10 protein-coding genes and 2 pseudogenes are annotated in these 13,445 nt (G+C 63.5%); 4 read left to right on the plus strand and 8 right to left on the minus strand.

Going from position 1 to position 13,445, the window contains the following annotated elements; genetic code table 11:
* The first annotated feature begins 5 nt into the window (after positions 1–5).
* Positions 6–236 (plus strand): transposase, encoded by a 231-nt coding sequence (locus NP3_RS46725; RefSeq protein WP_084508588.1) that lies wholly within the window; start codon positions 6–8, stop codon positions 234–236.
* A gap of 135 nt (positions 237–371) precedes the next feature.
* Here the strand turns inward: NP3_RS46725 and NP3_RS14455 are convergent, their stop codons facing one another.
* Positions 372–2,345 carry a hypothetical protein gene (locus NP3_RS14455; protein WP_063041542.1) on the minus strand — a complete coding sequence of 658 codons (1,974 nt, stop codon included), beginning with the start codon at positions 2,343–2,345 and terminating at the stop codon, positions 372–374.
* A 399-nt stretch (positions 2,346–2,744) separates the two neighbouring features.
* Here NP3_RS14455 and NP3_RS14465 point away from each other — a divergent pair, with 399 nt between their 5' ends.
* Positions 2,745–4,259: a cellulase family glycosylhydrolase gene (locus NP3_RS14465; protein ID WP_063041546.1), complete on the plus strand. Its 1,515-nt coding sequence runs from the start codon at positions 2,745–2,747 to the stop codon at positions 4,257–4,259.
* Between the two features lie 505 nt (positions 4,260–4,764).
* Here NP3_RS14465 and NP3_RS51820 read toward each other — a convergent pair.
* A pseudogene (locus tag NP3_RS51820) lies at positions 4,765–5,328 on the minus strand (site-specific integrase); the annotation flags it as partial.
* Between NP3_RS51820 and NP3_RS14475 the strand changes: the two are divergent.
* Positions 5,245–5,445: a hypothetical protein gene (locus tag NP3_RS14475; protein ID WP_063041549.1), complete on the plus strand. Its 201-nt coding sequence runs from the start codon at positions 5,245–5,247 to the stop codon at positions 5,443–5,445. The pseudogene NP3_RS51820 and the gene NP3_RS14475 overlap by 84 nt on opposite strands.
* Positions 5,446–5,479: 34 nt before the next feature.
* Here the strand turns inward: NP3_RS14475 and NP3_RS51825 are convergent.
* The 5 genes and pseudogenes from NP3_RS51825 to NP3_RS14495 form a co-directional block, all read right to left on the minus strand.
* Positions 5,480–5,666 (minus strand): annotated as a pseudogene (locus NP3_RS51825) (IS1380 family transposase); the annotation flags it as partial.
* Between the two features lie 113 nt (positions 5,667–5,779).
* Positions 5,780–6,577: a crotonase/enoyl-CoA hydratase family protein gene (locus NP3_RS14480; RefSeq protein WP_063041551.1), complete on the minus strand. Its 798-nt coding sequence runs from the start codon at positions 6,575–6,577 to the stop codon at positions 5,780–5,782.
* Positions 6,577–7,725 carry a thiolase family protein gene (locus NP3_RS14485; RefSeq protein WP_063041553.1) on the minus strand — a complete coding sequence of 383 codons (1,149 nt, stop codon included), beginning with the start codon at positions 7,723–7,725 and terminating at the stop codon, positions 6,577–6,579. Before NP3_RS14485 ends, NP3_RS14480 begins: the two co-directional genes overlap by 1 nt.
* A 13-nt stretch (positions 7,726–7,738) precedes the next feature.
* The gene (locus NP3_RS14490; RefSeq protein WP_063041555.1) at positions 7,739–8,887 is read right to left on the minus strand and encodes an acyl-CoA dehydrogenase family protein; all 1,149 of its coding nucleotides are present in this window, start codon (positions 8,885–8,887) and stop codon (positions 7,739–7,741) included.
* A 7-nt stretch (positions 8,888–8,894) separates the two neighbouring features.
* The gene (locus tag NP3_RS14495) at positions 8,895–10,436 is read right to left on the minus strand and encodes a class I adenylate-forming enzyme family protein (protein ID WP_063041557.1); all 1,542 of its coding nucleotides are present in this window, start codon (positions 10,434–10,436) and stop codon (positions 8,895–8,897) included.
* Between the two features lie 172 nt (positions 10,437–10,608).
* On the opposite strand from NP3_RS14495, the gene NP3_RS14500 reads away from it, so the two are divergent.
* Complete coding sequence (locus NP3_RS14500) at positions 10,609–11,679, plus strand: acyl-CoA dehydrogenase family protein (protein ID WP_063041559.1); 1,071 nt, start codon at positions 10,609–10,611, stop codon at positions 11,677–11,679.
* Between the two features lie 575 nt (positions 11,680–12,254).
* Here the strand turns inward: NP3_RS14500 and NP3_RS14505 are convergent.
* Entirely contained in the window at positions 12,255–13,442 is a 1,188-nt protein-coding gene (locus tag NP3_RS14505; RefSeq protein WP_063041561.1) for an acyl-CoA dehydrogenase family protein, read from the minus strand.
* Between the last annotated feature and the right edge of the window lie 3 nt (positions 13,443–13,445).

Consider the following 13,445-nt stretch of genomic DNA (forward strand, 5'->3'; position numbering starts at 1 on the left):
ACCGGATCTGGGTCGCGATCGCCGCGCTCGCCCTGGACCTGACCGCCTGGCTGCAGACTATTGGCCTGCATGGTCGTCGCGCCCGCCGCTGGGAACCGAAAACACTGCGCTTGCAGCTATTCTCGATCCCAGCAAGGATCGCTCGTCACGCCCGACGCATCCACCTCCGCTTATCACGACATCACCACCGCACCGGCCTGCTCCTGCCCGCCCTGGACCGCCTGCAACCAGGCTGACCAGCAAAACCAACCCCTACAACCAAGAAAGACTTCTCATCCGGGCCCGTGGGACCCGGCAGCCACGCCGTGGGGTGTGCACCGACATCTCCTGCGGCAGCCGCGACCTCGATGTCGCCGAGCCGCGTAACACCATCAGTTCGTCTTGGTATTTTTCAAGTGGCGGCCGATGTAGCCGATATAGATCTTGCGGTCTTGGGACCAGCGGTCGAGGTAGTGCATGCGTGGGCTGATCGTGCCGTTTGTGCCGATCTTGAAGTGGGCTTGCATCTCAATCTTTCCCGTGGATGAGACTTCCAACGGGACCGGGAACCGCCGTTGATCACCCCACTGCTGCATCGTTACCGCGGTTTCTCTACGCCCGTGCTTCTTCGCCGAAATCGCTCGATAGCCATCGGGAGGTTGCATCAGATAGTCATGTACCCCACTGGACCAGGCACCGTCAGAGCGGGCACGGATGTAGCCCAGCAGCGCGAGCACAGCCTCCCAGCAGGTGCGGGCAGATGTGCACAGTGGGTCGTGGTCTGCTAAGGATTGGCATTCCTCCGGATTACCGGTGAACACGATGCCTTCGCTTTCGACGTCCCGCAAAAGTCTCAACAGATCGTGATAATCGTTCGGGTATTCGGTGATTTCCGAATCGGGCGTGAGCGAGTTGGCTACCTCGAAGGCCTTGACCTCTCGGAGTTTCCCACGTAGCCAGCGAGTTTCATCCGAGAGTCGCTGTCGCTCGTCCTGTGCCTCACCCGCCTCGAGCTGCCAGCCCTGAACTTCTTCGTGAAGTTCGGCGAGCTCGTCTCTCAGCTCATCGATCTCTTCCTGCTTCTGGTTCACCAGCTGCACGGCGGCCCCACGTAGTTCGTCCCGGTCTGTGCTTTGCTCGGCCCGTTGTCTGATGGACTCGAGCTCTGTCCGGTTGATACTCGTCAGACCCAACACCTCCATCACGAGGTGCAGAGCTTGCTCCGGCGCCGCGTCGGCCTTGTCCGGCATCTCTTCCGGAGTACGAGGCGGGGCGGTAGCCGTTTCGATGCCGGTATCGCGGCGGGTGTCGTCGACCGGCACAAGGGTTTCAACAGCCACCGGAGGGCGTGAGGTCGAAACCTCAGGTGGCGCAGGATTTTCGATCGGAGCTGTGTGCTTGTCCGGTGTGGGCTTCGCAAGCAGGCCTGTCAGAGCTTCATTGTTTTCGACTCGGTTCAGAGTCCGGACATACTTCAAAATATCCGGCGGCAACCTGCGCTGCATCGCATTGCGGCGAGCAGTGCGGCCGAGTATCCGCTGTAGTGCGTGCGTCGAGAGATCGGCGAGCGGCCCCGGGCCGAGATACCTGTGTTGCCGATGGTTTCCGGGTTCGGCCGGATCGGCACCCGGCATGAAAGTCCGTATGGTCCAAGGAGATACGGCATGCGAGTCGCCGATAACATTGCGTAATTCAGCAGTCGCGAGGGGGTCGAGCACGGCAACTTCGGCTTGCCCGACAACCTGCTGGGTCCACAGAGCGACCTTCTCGTAGAACCGATCGAAATCCAGCCGCTCATCGGTGCCCGCGACCACGATCAACCCGTGGCGGTCGGGATCGGTGATACGAGCAGCGAGCTCCTCCACACTGTGGATACCTATCCGCGCAGGCTGCGGTGTCAACTGCAGTGATTCATCCGGGCACACAGGTAGCAGGTCGACCAGAGTTGTGACCACGCGAGGGGCCTGCACCCAATTCCTACGGCTGTTTCCGACTTCGAGAAGGAACCACCCGCTGCCGCCGTGCGCCGAAGCGCAGGCGGAGAACTCGGTTGTCCACGTGCCGGTGCCCGGCTGCTCCTCGGTGAGCCGGAAACGCAGGAGATCTGCGCTTCCGACCGAATGACGGACAATCGTCAGAGACCGAGTGCCGTCGATCTGCGTGCCGGTCGAACTCAGATCGACGCCCCACCTCTTCTGCCGTTCCAGCCACCCCTCGAACTCCCGTGTAATGATCGACAGTGACGAACCATCCGTATCAAAGTGGGCGAACGACCGGTAAGGCTGGTTGTCGGCACTGGGTCCCGAAAGACGCGATTTCGTAGCGAGAGCGAGGGGAGTCGGAGCCACTGGAATCACCTGTCCCATAGTCGATTCGGACCGTAGACACAACTTTCGTCGAAAACCTGGCGCAGTACCGCGAGAACAAGGAAATCTCGGCAACCTCACCCCAATTACGTCGAGGTGCCGGCGGATGACGGGACGACGCTGCGCGTGCATTACCCAGAAGATCCGGCCGCACGCGCGATCCGGGCCGCGTGGGCAGTCCTGGCGACGTCCGAGCGGCCGTTCCTCTGTGCATTCCGGGACTCGAATCCGATCACGCGCGGCGGGGTGCAGTTCGCGAAAATCCTGGCGCCGCAGTGCGTTCACCGGTGACCATCACCTCGGCCGGAGACACCGAAGAATCCGCAGTCCCGCCTGCGGGGTCGGCGGATCTTCGCCACAGGCGAGTGAAAAACTGCAACGCGTGTCAGTATGTGTGTCATGTTCTCTGTCCGCGCACACGGTGGTGTGCTCAGCATCATCCTGACGGTCGCCTGCGTGATCGCGGCCTTCGGCGTGGCGCCTCGTGCCGCCGCCACTCCCGCGGTGGTCGCCCCAGCCAGTCCAATCGGGCATGCGGGCCGGTGGATCACCGATGCCACCGGGCGGGTAGTGCTGGTGACAGGGGTGAACATGGTGAACAAGCTCACCCCGTACACGCCGGCGGCCGCGGGGTTCAACGATGCGGATGCGGCGTTCCTGGCCGATAACGGGTTCAGCGCGGTCCGCGTGGGGGTGCTGTGGGAGGCCGTCGAGCCGCAGGCGGGGGTGTTCGACGACAACTATCTCGCGAGCATCGCGGCGACAGTCACGGTGCTCGGCTCACACGGGATCGTGTCGCTACTCGATTTCCATCAGGACATGTACAACGAGACATTCCAGGGCGAGGGCGAGCCGGCCTGGGCGATCGACGACAACGGCCTGCCTCCGAAACCGCAGCTGGGCTTCCCGGGCAACTACTTCTCCCAGCCTGCGCTGCAGACGGCGTACGACAACTTCTGGAACAACGCGACCGTGAACGGCAAAGGCCTGCAGGACTGGTATGCCGCGGCGGTCGAGCATGTGGCCGGGTATTTCAACGGCAACCGACTCGTGCTCGGCTACGACCTGTTCAACGAGCCCTTCCCCGGCAGCAAGTACAGCGTGTGCTTCGCCCCGGGTGGCTGCCCGGCCCAGGACGCCGAACTCACCGCGTTCTTCAGCAAGGTCAACACGGCGGTGCGCCAGGCCAACTCGGGTGCGCTGCTGTTCGGCGAGCCGTGGCTGCCCTTCGACGTCGGGACTCCGTCCGCGATCGGCTCGACCGGTGATGCCAACGCGGGCTTGTCGTTTCATGACTACTGCCCGTTCGACAGCGTCGCTGCCCAGCTGAATATCGCCTGTCCCCCTTTCAATACCGCCACGTTCGACAATGCCGAGAAGGTCAGCGCCCGGACCGGTGATGCGCTGCTGCTGACCGAGTTCGGCGCCTCCACCGACGCGGGGGTGCTCTCCAGCGTGGTGGCTGCCGCGAATACCGCCCGGGTGGGCTGGATGATGTGGGCGTTCTGCAACTGCGGCGACCCGACCACCTCGGGCTCAGCCGAAGGCCTGGTGAACGACCCCGCGGCAGCTCCCACCGGGAACAACGTCAACGCCACGATGCTTAAAGCGCTGGCCGTCCCGCACCCCGAGCTGGTCTCGGGGACGCCGCAAACATACAGATACGACACCTCGTCCAGTGTCTTCACGCTCGCCTACAGCACCGCCCACGCCAATGGCAGCGGGAACTTCGATGCGGGCGCGGAGACCACGATCGCGGTCCCCGCCGTGCAATACCCCAGCGGCTACCAGGTATCAGTGACCGGCGGCAAAGTCGTCTCAACGGGTCCAGTCCTCGTCGTCGCCAGTTGCTCGGACAACAGTACCGTGAACGTCACGATCCGACCGGGGTCAGGAACCTCGGGTTCATGCTAGTGCTGCGTCACGCAACGTTCGGTAGGTAATCGGGACGTCGGATTTTGGAGCCGACGGCGAAGTCGCAGACTGGTCCGGGATGCTGGCTACGCTGGCGGACGTACTCGCCGATCACCGCATCCTGCTCGTCGTGGCCGCGGTGATCGGTGCCGTTCAACCAGGAGGGACAGGCCGGTAGGAAGACCAGCTCGATCTGGTTGGCCGTGCCCCATGGCCGAACCTCACGACGCTTGCTCAAGGGTGCGGTTTCGACAATGGTGCGGGTTCGACCGCGAAAGCCTTTGGCGTCCTTCCGGTTCAATCCGATGGTCGCCACCGTCGACCGCCCCGGACCCGCCGGTGAACCCGTGCTGCCAGGCGTCGGCTGCGCGCGAAGCGGAAGAATCGGCGCAGCACGGTGACGTCGCTGGCGAGACTTGGGCCGGGTATTCAGGAACGCCTCGATGTCGCCGATCTCGACTTGCATCGCCGGGTGCAGTTCGCGCTCACGCTGGGCCGCCGTCCCGTCCTCTCCAGCCAGCTCAGCCAGGATTGTGGTGACCGACCGCTGACAGGCGTCCGTGACTTCATCCTCGATGAACATCGCCGAGAGCCGGACATACCGCATTGCCGATCCGACGGTCCAATTGCCTAAAGGTTGTTGAATGGCAACGAGATCCACGCCGCGTTCGGTTGCTATGGGTCGCGCACGCGCGGCCGCAATGCTTGCGAGCTGAACCGCTTGGCCCGGACACCTTCGCGCCCTTGCCGAACCGCACACGCACCTTCCCGAACGGGCCACGATCGAAATGAATATCCGGAAGCTCCAGCAGCGCAGCCTCTTCCGACCGCAGCCCAGCATGATAGAGCATCCGGAACAACGCGTAGTCCCTTGCCGCAGGCGAGTATTTGCGGGCAGTCGCGATCCGGGCCCTCATGATCTCGAAGAATCGCTCACCTGTTCCGGCGTCGGCAGCGGCAACAGATCAGGCGAATCATTACCCACATGACGAGAGACATTGAACTCGTCGACCGGGCAGAGCAGCCTCACCCCGAACGCGGCCTCGATCTCGGCGCCCTTGCGGACCTCGCCGTCGGCACGGAGGCGGGAGTCCACACCTGGTCCGGGATCAGGTTGACCGCTTCGACGATGGTGTCGGTGAGGGTGAACGCCAGCCAGTACTGGCCCTGGCGGGCGGTGCAGTAGTCGAGGAAATCATGGTTCCGCCGCCGTAATCGGTGCGCACCAGCACTGTGCGGCCCACCCGATAGCCCGGCTGCCACGGCAGCTGCGCCGACGCGGCAGCCAGGACCGTTAGTGATCGACCGCGGTATTCGCGCCGGCGTTCCCGGGCCGCAGCAGCTCGGCCAGGGGTTCACCGGGGCCGCCGGGCCGTGATCGACGAACGCCAGCAACGGGTGAAAGCCTTACCCTTCATCGATGCAGCGAATTCAACTTGGACGAGTCGAATTATCGCAGCTCAGAGCACCCTTCGCCGTTCCAAGATCATCAAAAGCCCACTATGCATGATAGGCCGAGGCTAGCGCGACTTCCATACGGGGGCACGCTTCTCGGCGAATGCCATGGGTCCTTCCTTGGCATCCTCACTGTCCATCAGTTCCTGCCATTCGGCTTCCGACTGGGTCCACCCCTCGTTCTCGGAGGGGCGGTCGCCGGACTGGATGCCGAGTGCGATCCGCTTGCTGGCTTGAACCGACAGTGGAGCGTTGACCGCGATGCGCTCAGCCAGCGCGAGCGCGGCCTCGACGACGGTGCCGTCCGGCACCACATGATTGATCAGACCATACTCGCAGGCAGTGGCCGCCGAGATCGGATCGCCGGTGAGGATCATCTCCATGGCCAGCCGCTGCGGGATCTGCGCCGGCAGCCGGAAGACCCCGCCCGCCCCCGCGAGCAGTCCGCGCTTCACCTCGGGCAACCCGAAGCTCGCGCTTTCCGCGGCAACAATGAGGTCGGCAGCGAGGGCGAGCTCGGTTCCGCCGCCCAGCGCCGTACCGTTCACAGCGGCGATGGTGGGTTTACTCACGACATGGCGAACGAACCCCGCGAAACCCCATTGCTCGTTACCTGGAGCGAATAGGCTCTCGCCACGCGAGATCGCCTTCAGATCCGCACCGGCACAGAAAGATTTGTCACCTGCCCCGGTGATGACAATGCAACGGACTTCCGGATCGTTCTCAGCTTCGACGAGCGCGCCGCCGACGGCCGCGCTCACGGCCGAATTGACCGCATTGCGTGCCTCCGGCCGGTTGATCGTGATCAGCAGGACATTGTCCCTGCGCTCGGTCAGTGCGCCGGCTTCGGTTGCGGCAGTCATTATTTCACCAACTCGAGTATCGTAGCGTTGGCTTGGCCGCCGCCTTCACACATCGTCTGCAGGCCATAGCGAATATCGTTACGGCGCATATGGAAGATCATGTCGGTGAGAATGCGGGCGCCCGATCCGCCCAAGGGATGGCCCAGCGCGATCGCACCACCATTGGGGTTCAACTTTTCGTCGGGCGCGCCGATCTCCTTCTGCCACGCCATCGGTACCGGAGCGAAGGCCTCGTTGACTTCGAAGACACCGATATCCCCGACCTGCAGGCCGGACCGCGCCAACACCTTCTCCGTTGCCGGGATCGGCGCACCGAGCATCATGACGGGATCCGCACCTGCCACAGCCACGGTGTGCACGCGGGCAATCGGCGTCAATCCGTGGCTGTTCGCGAACTCGTCGCTGACGATCAGCAATGCCGCGGCACCATCAGAGATCTGCGAGGCGTTACCCGCATGGATGACGCCATCCTCTTTGAAGACCGTTTTCAGACCGGCCAGCTTCTCGACGGTCGTTCCGCGACGGATGCCCTCGTCCTTCGACACCACGGTCCCGTCAGGAAGAGTGACGGGCACGATCTGTGCGTCGAACACGCCGGCGTCCTGCGCTGCGGCGGCACGATCGTGGGAGCGAGCGGCGAACGCGTCCACCTCCGCCCGCGACAGGGCCCATTTCTCGGCCATCATCTCGGCTCCGAGGCCCTGGTTCGGCTCGGCGTTGCGGTAGCGCTCAGAGAACCGTGGGCTCAGCGGGCTGCCGCCAACGCCGGCCGAAGTTCCGATCGGGACCCGCGACATCGACTCGACACCGCCGGCCACCACGGCGTCGTAGTGTCCGGCGAGCACGCTCGCGACGGCAAAATTCAGCGACTGCTGCGACGAACCGCACTGGCGGTCAACAGTGACGCCCGGCACCGACTCGGGCCAACCCGCGGCTAGCACCGCATTGCGAGCGATGTCATGCGCCTGCTCACCGACCTGCCCGACGCAGCCCCAGATGACATCCTCGATCAGCGCAGGATCGATACCCGCCCGCTTGACCAACTCCTGCAGTACGACCGCCGAAAGATCGGCGGGATGAATTCCGGACAAGCCGCCGTTACGTTTCCCCACCGGGGTCCGTACAGCCTCGACAATTACTGCACCCATAGGGCTTTCCTTTCTACAGTCCGAGCGAGCGGCCGATGATTTCTTTCATGATCTGAGTCGAGCCGCCGTATATCGTCTGGATCCGAGCATCGGCGTACGCCTTGGTGATTGGGTACTCCATCATGTATCCGTAGCCGCCGTGCATTTGCTGGCAGGTGTAGATCAGCCGCTGCTGCAGTTCGGTGGTCCACCACTTCGCCTTCGCCGCATCGACACCATCGAGGGTGCTTGCATTCAGCGACGTGATACACCGGTCGAGGTACACCTGAGCGAGATCGACCTCCGTCTCCAGAGTCGCGAGCTCGAATTTATTGGACTGGAACGAACCGATCGGCGCACCGAATGCCTTGCGGGACTTGACATATTCGAGGGTCATATCCAGCGCGGCGCGGCAGGATGCCACCGCTGTCACCGCGATGGACAGGCGCTCCATCGGCAAATTCCGCATCAAGTGCAAGAATCCTTTACCGACCTCGCCGATCACGTTTGCGGAGGGGACCCGAACCGCGTCGAAGTTGAGTTCAGCTGTGTCGTGGGCGCGCAGACCGAGCTTTTCCAATTTGCGACCGCGGGTGAAGCCCGCCATCCCGCGTTCGACCCCCAGCAGGGTGAACGCGCTGCTCGCCTTGGCATCCGGATCGGTGCGGGCTACCACGATGACCAGGTCGGCATGGATACCCGATGAGATGAACGTCTTCGCACCGGACAGCACCCAGTCGTCACCGTCCCGATACGCAGAGGTGCGAATACCCTGCAGGTCGCTTCCCGCGCCCGGCTCGGTCATGGCGACCGCCGCGATCAGCTCGCCCCGCGCGAACCGGGGCAGCCACCGCGCCTTCTGCTCGTCGTTGGTAAGGTCGAGCAAGTAAGGCGCAAGGATGTCGTTCTGCAATGTGAACGCAGGTGCACCCGAGGATGCGCGAGCCAATTCTTCTGCGACGATCGCGTTGTAACGGAAATCGCCCGCTACACCACCTCCGCCGAACTCCTCCGGCACCGAGAAACCGAGCACTCCGAACTTGGCGGCATCGACGTAGAGTTGCCTGTCGACGATGCCGTCCTTTTCCCACTGCCCCTGATGCGGAGTCACATAGCGGGCCAGGAACTCGCGAACGGTGTCCCGGTATTGATCGTGTTCTACGTCGAAAATCTCGCGTTGCATCTGTCGTCTACCTTCCCGACGGCACCGCGGCCGTTGCGGCTTCGTCTATCTCCGAGACCATTTCGATCAAGCGCCGGCGATCCACCTTCAGCGAGACGCTTCTCGGCAGCTCCGGAACCGAATAAATGCGAACAGGGATCTCATAGGCCGTCAGCTGACCGCGGCAGAATGCCTTCAGCTCGTCCTCGGCGACGGGGCCGGAACCGTTGAGAAATTCGACAACCGCGACCGGTACCTTGCCCAGCCGCTCGTCGTCGCGGCCATACACCGTCGCGTCCAAGACCGCGTCGTGGGCGCGAAGCGCTTCCGCGACCGTCTCGGGGTGCACCTTGAAGCCACCGCGGATGATCGTGTCGTCCGCGCGCCCGTCGATATATAGAAACCCGTCCTCGTCGACATGGCCCAGGTCCGACGTACGGACCCAATCGCCTTTGCCGGTCCCGGTTTGGCTGGAGCTCACCTCGAGGCGTCCGGACTCCCCGAGCGGCCGAACCGAGCCGTCGTCGCCCACCACCCGCAGTTCGACGCCGGGCATTGCCCTCCCGACGCTGCCGCGTTTCTCGGCCCACCACTGCGCATGCATGGGCTTGGTCCACCCCGCAATCGCACCGGCGAATTCGGTCGCGCCGTACATGATGAGCACCGGAATGCCGTACTTCGCGGTGAACTCGTCCGCGAGGTCCGGATTGACGAAAGTTGTTCCGGCGGTGATGGCCCGCAAACTCGCCAGATCCGCAGCCGGCACGTCGGCGCTGATCACCGCACGCATCGCGGCGGGCGGCAGACCCGCGATCTTCGGCTGATGTTCGCGCACCGCCGTACACCAACCCTCGACGGTGAACCGCGGCAGCATCACGAAGGGCCGTGCCTCGGCCAGATTTTGCAGCACGCCCCAGAGGCCGCCGATATGCACGATCGGCAGGGTGACCAGCGCGACGCGGCCTGTGAGCGGTTTCCGGTCCGCGGGCCCGGCCGCGCCGGTATGTCCGTGAACCGCGGTCAGCGCAGCCTCGAGCTGGCGCCAAGTCAGCGGAATTCGCTTGGGCGGTCCTGTTGTACCGGAGGTGAACATCTCCACGCCCACCGGCTCTGCGACCGCATCGTTTGAACGCGCCGTGCCGTCGAGGGCCGGGTCGGTCGTCGCGACCACTTCGGCTCCGTCGACCGCGAAGCCGATCATCCCGCCCGCCTCCGCAGCGGCGCGGAACACCGGCTCACTCCACATTTCGGCCGACGCGAGAACGGCATCAGGGTGAGCACCGGTCATATCATTACTCAGTCGCGTCACCGGCTGCATCGGATTCAGGGTGATAACAGTGCGGCCGTTACCGAGGAGGGCGACCACGGCAGCGATCGATTCCATGCGGTTGTCGAGCACCACACCGATCCTGCTGCCCGCGTGGCAGCCGGCGCCGATCAGTGCGGCATCGAGACTTTCCGCCAGCACACGGACTTGTCCCCAAGTAAACCAAGTCTCACCCTGCTGGATCATGGCAGCGTCGTCGTCAGCCTCCCATAGCCGCGCCAACGCCCCTCTGATGGTCGTCATTCGTTTCCTCCCACTCATGCGGTGGCGGGCCACCGAGCTGGGACACCACATTCCAGCGCCCCGGCCGTATCGATCGCCATGATCACGCATTCCGATATCCCGGCTGTCGTATGCTCTACCCAGAAGATAGCTGACATGGTTAACTAGGTCAATATTCACGAGGAGGAATGCTGTGGACTTCGCCCTGAGCGCCGAACAAGAAGAGTTGGCCGCAAGCGAGCGCGCCTGGTTGGGTAAACACGACCCGATCGCAGCACGCCGGCGCTACATCGACTCCGGTCCGGCACGACTGACCGACGCCGACGTAAAGCACCTGGCGGACTCCGGGTTGGTCGGTCTGCTCACCGGCGATATCGGAGGCACTCATGTTGACCTCGCCGTGCTCGTCGAAGAACACGGCCGCGCTTGCAGCCCCGCACCGCTGGCCGAGCTCGCCCTGGCCACCGCCGCGCTGGACAAGCTGGATCCTTCTCTCGCGACACTGGGGCACGCGAATACCGTTGGGGCAGAACGAATCCTGCTCGCACTTTCGTCACCCACGGGTGTCTCGCCGAAGGCCGATATCGCTGGCACTGAGCTACGTATAACCGGCATCACGGGTCCTACGACAGCAGCGCTCGATGCGACCGGCTTTCTACTCGCGACTCAGGCGTCGGACGGTAGCGAGATTCTCGCGCATGTGCCACGGGCTACCGATGGACTCCACTTGCGGACACTGGAGACTCTCGATCTGACCAGATCATGGGGCGTTCTCGATCTCGAGGTGACGGTGTCGGCCGCCAACTGGACCACCGTGCCGGCCGGCACTATTTCCTATCTTTCGGATGCCCTGGCTTTCTACCGCAAGATGGACGCGCTCGGCGCCGCCAGGCGGCTCGTCGAGCAGACAGTCGAGTACGCCCAGCAACGCACCCAGTTCGGTCAGCCGATCGGCGGTTTCCAGGCCGTCAAACACCACTGCGCAAATATGGCACTGCAGACCGAAGCTTCGCAGGCCTCGCTATGGGCCGCAGCGGTTGCCCTCGACGACAACGACCCGGCACGACGCGCGACAGCTGTGTCGGCCGCGGCCGCTTACGCCGGCGACGCAACCAGCACTGTCGCATCGACCGCCCTACAGGTACACGGCGGCATCGGGTTCACCTGGGAGCACGATCTGCATCTGCTGATCCGTCGAATCAAGGTCGACGAACTGCTGAACGGCTCGGTGATGTGGCATCGGAGACGTCTCGCCGCAGTGTAAGGACGTCGCGATCCGCAGCCCTGGGACGTCATGGAGTCAACATTTGCCTGCCATGATCTACCAGGGCTGTAGCGGATGTCCCGGCTTGTCGTCGGAAGTCAAAGCGTCTGGATCGACTGACTGCATTGTCGACTACGGGGCGCCGACGCCCCCTTTCGATGCCCCAGAATCTGCAAGGTGAACCAGCACATTTCGAATCAGCCATGCCGCTGTCCGGAAAATCTGGTCGGCCGGGTAAAAGCTTGGATTTCCGAGTCGACTTCCCCCCAACAGACCGCTGACGGCGACGTTTATACTCGCCGGGCGAGAACCGGGCGCGCCCATAGTCCCGCCAGCCACATGCCGAAGAAACAAACCCCGGATCGAGTCACCGACGAGGCACTCTTACACCCGTTTTCGACCCACCATTTCCGGCTCGGCATGACGATGCCCGAAAGATCGCGCTCCGTAGTTGCATTTGACAGGAACCCAGGAAGTCCGCGCATGGCGCATTCGGGTGTGCCGAGCAGGCATTGTCGCATCGCCACACCGAGTCCGTTCATGGTGGCGCGCACATTCTCACCCCCAAGCAGAGATCAGCGGGGCAGCTTCAGTCCACGCTCGGCAATAATGTTGCGCATGATCTCGGAGCTGCCACCTGCGATTGTGTATGCGCGAGCATAGAGAAACTCGTCTTGCCATCGGCCGTTGTCGACGGCGCCGGGGTCGCCCTCGACCAGGATGCCCGCCTCCCCGCTCAGTTCCAACGCGAACCGAGCGATTTCGACTCCCAGTTCGCTGAACATCAATTTAGCCATGGGTGCATCGTGAACTCGTTCGGTCCCCCGCGACCACCGACTGATGTTCGCGTAGACGAGCGCGGACAGCGCCTCGACCTCGGCGGTGAACTTCCCCAGCGTCTCCTGTACCGCACCGTCTTCGATGGCCGGCCGTCCGCCGCGGTGAACGCTCTTCGCCAAATCTGTGAGCGCACCGATACTCTGGCGCAGTCGAACCACGGTGGTGGCGGTGCTACTTCTTTCGTGCACGAGGCTCGAATTGGCAATGCTCCAGCCGGAATTCAGTTCACCGATCAACGCATCGGCCGGCAGTTCCACGTTGTCGAGGAACACCTCGTTGAAGTCCGACGTGCCGGTCATCTCGCGCAGGGGCCGCACATCTACCCCGGGCAGGGTCATATCCACGACCAATGCGCTGATGCCCTTGTGTTTGGGCGCATCCGGATCGGTGCGGGCCAGCAGATAGCCGTAATCGGCCCAGTGGCCGTTGGTAGTCCACACCTTCTGCCCGTTGATGCGAAAGCCGCCATTCTCCGTGCGAACCGCCTTGGTACGCAGTGAGGCCAGGTCGCTTCCGGAACTCGGTTCGCTGAACAGCTGACACCACGTATCCCGCCCGGATCGGATGCCCGGCAGATACCGCTGACACTGATCCTCGGTTCCGAAGTCGATCAGGGCATGCGAAATCAGCTCCCCCGCACCCGCGAAATACGGGGCACGAGCGCGCGCGAGTTCCTCGCCCACCACGACATCACGCTCGCTGGAGTAAGCGCTGCCCCGTCCGCCGTATTGTTCGGGCCAATCGCCACCCATATAGCCGGCGGCATAGAGTTTGCCCATCCATTCCATTATCAGAGCGTGCTCTGCACGGTTCTCCGCACTACGCACTCCGGCCTTCGGCGGGATCGCGGGCGCATTGGCCTCGATAAACGCGCGCACCTCCAACCGAAATTGTTCGAGCTCCGGGCCCATTCCGTAGTCCATGTC

Origin of the sequence: Nocardia pseudovaccinii NBRC 100343 (assembly GCF_001613225.1) — a bacterium.
In the GTDB taxonomy this organism is placed as follows: Bacteria; Actinomycetota; Actinomycetes; order Mycobacteriales; family Mycobacteriaceae; genus Nocardia; species Nocardia pseudovaccinii.

Bases quoted from the DNA above. Each gene is read 5' to 3' on its own strand.
- NP3_RS14455 (WP_063041542.1), bottom strand. From the start codon at position 2,345: ATGGGACAGGTGATTCCAGTGGCTCCGACTCCCCTCGCTCTCGCTACG.
- NP3_RS14465 (WP_063041546.1), top strand. From the start codon at position 2,745: ATGTTCTCTGTCCGCGCACACGGTGGTGTGCTCAGCATCATCCTGACG.
- NP3_RS14475 (WP_063041549.1), top strand. From the start codon at position 5,245: ATGACGAGAGACATTGAACTCGTCGACCGGGCAGAGCAGCCTCACCCC.
- NP3_RS14480 (WP_063041551.1), bottom strand. From the start codon at position 6,577: ATGACTGCCGCAACCGAAGCCGGCGCACTGACCGAGCGCAGGGACAAT.
- NP3_RS14485 (WP_063041553.1), bottom strand. From the start codon at position 7,725: ATGGGTGCAGTAATTGTCGAGGCTGTACGGACCCCGGTGGGGAAACGT.
- NP3_RS14490 (WP_063041555.1), bottom strand. From the start codon at position 8,887: ATGCAACGCGAGATTTTCGACGTAGAACACGATCAATACCGGGACACC.
- NP3_RS14495 (WP_063041557.1), bottom strand. From the start codon at position 10,436: ATGACGACCATCAGAGGGGCGTTGGCGCGGCTATGGGAGGCTGACGAC.
- NP3_RS14505 (WP_063041561.1), bottom strand. From the start codon at position 13,442: ATGGACTACGGAATGGGCCCGGAGCTCGAACAATTTCGGTTGGAGGTG.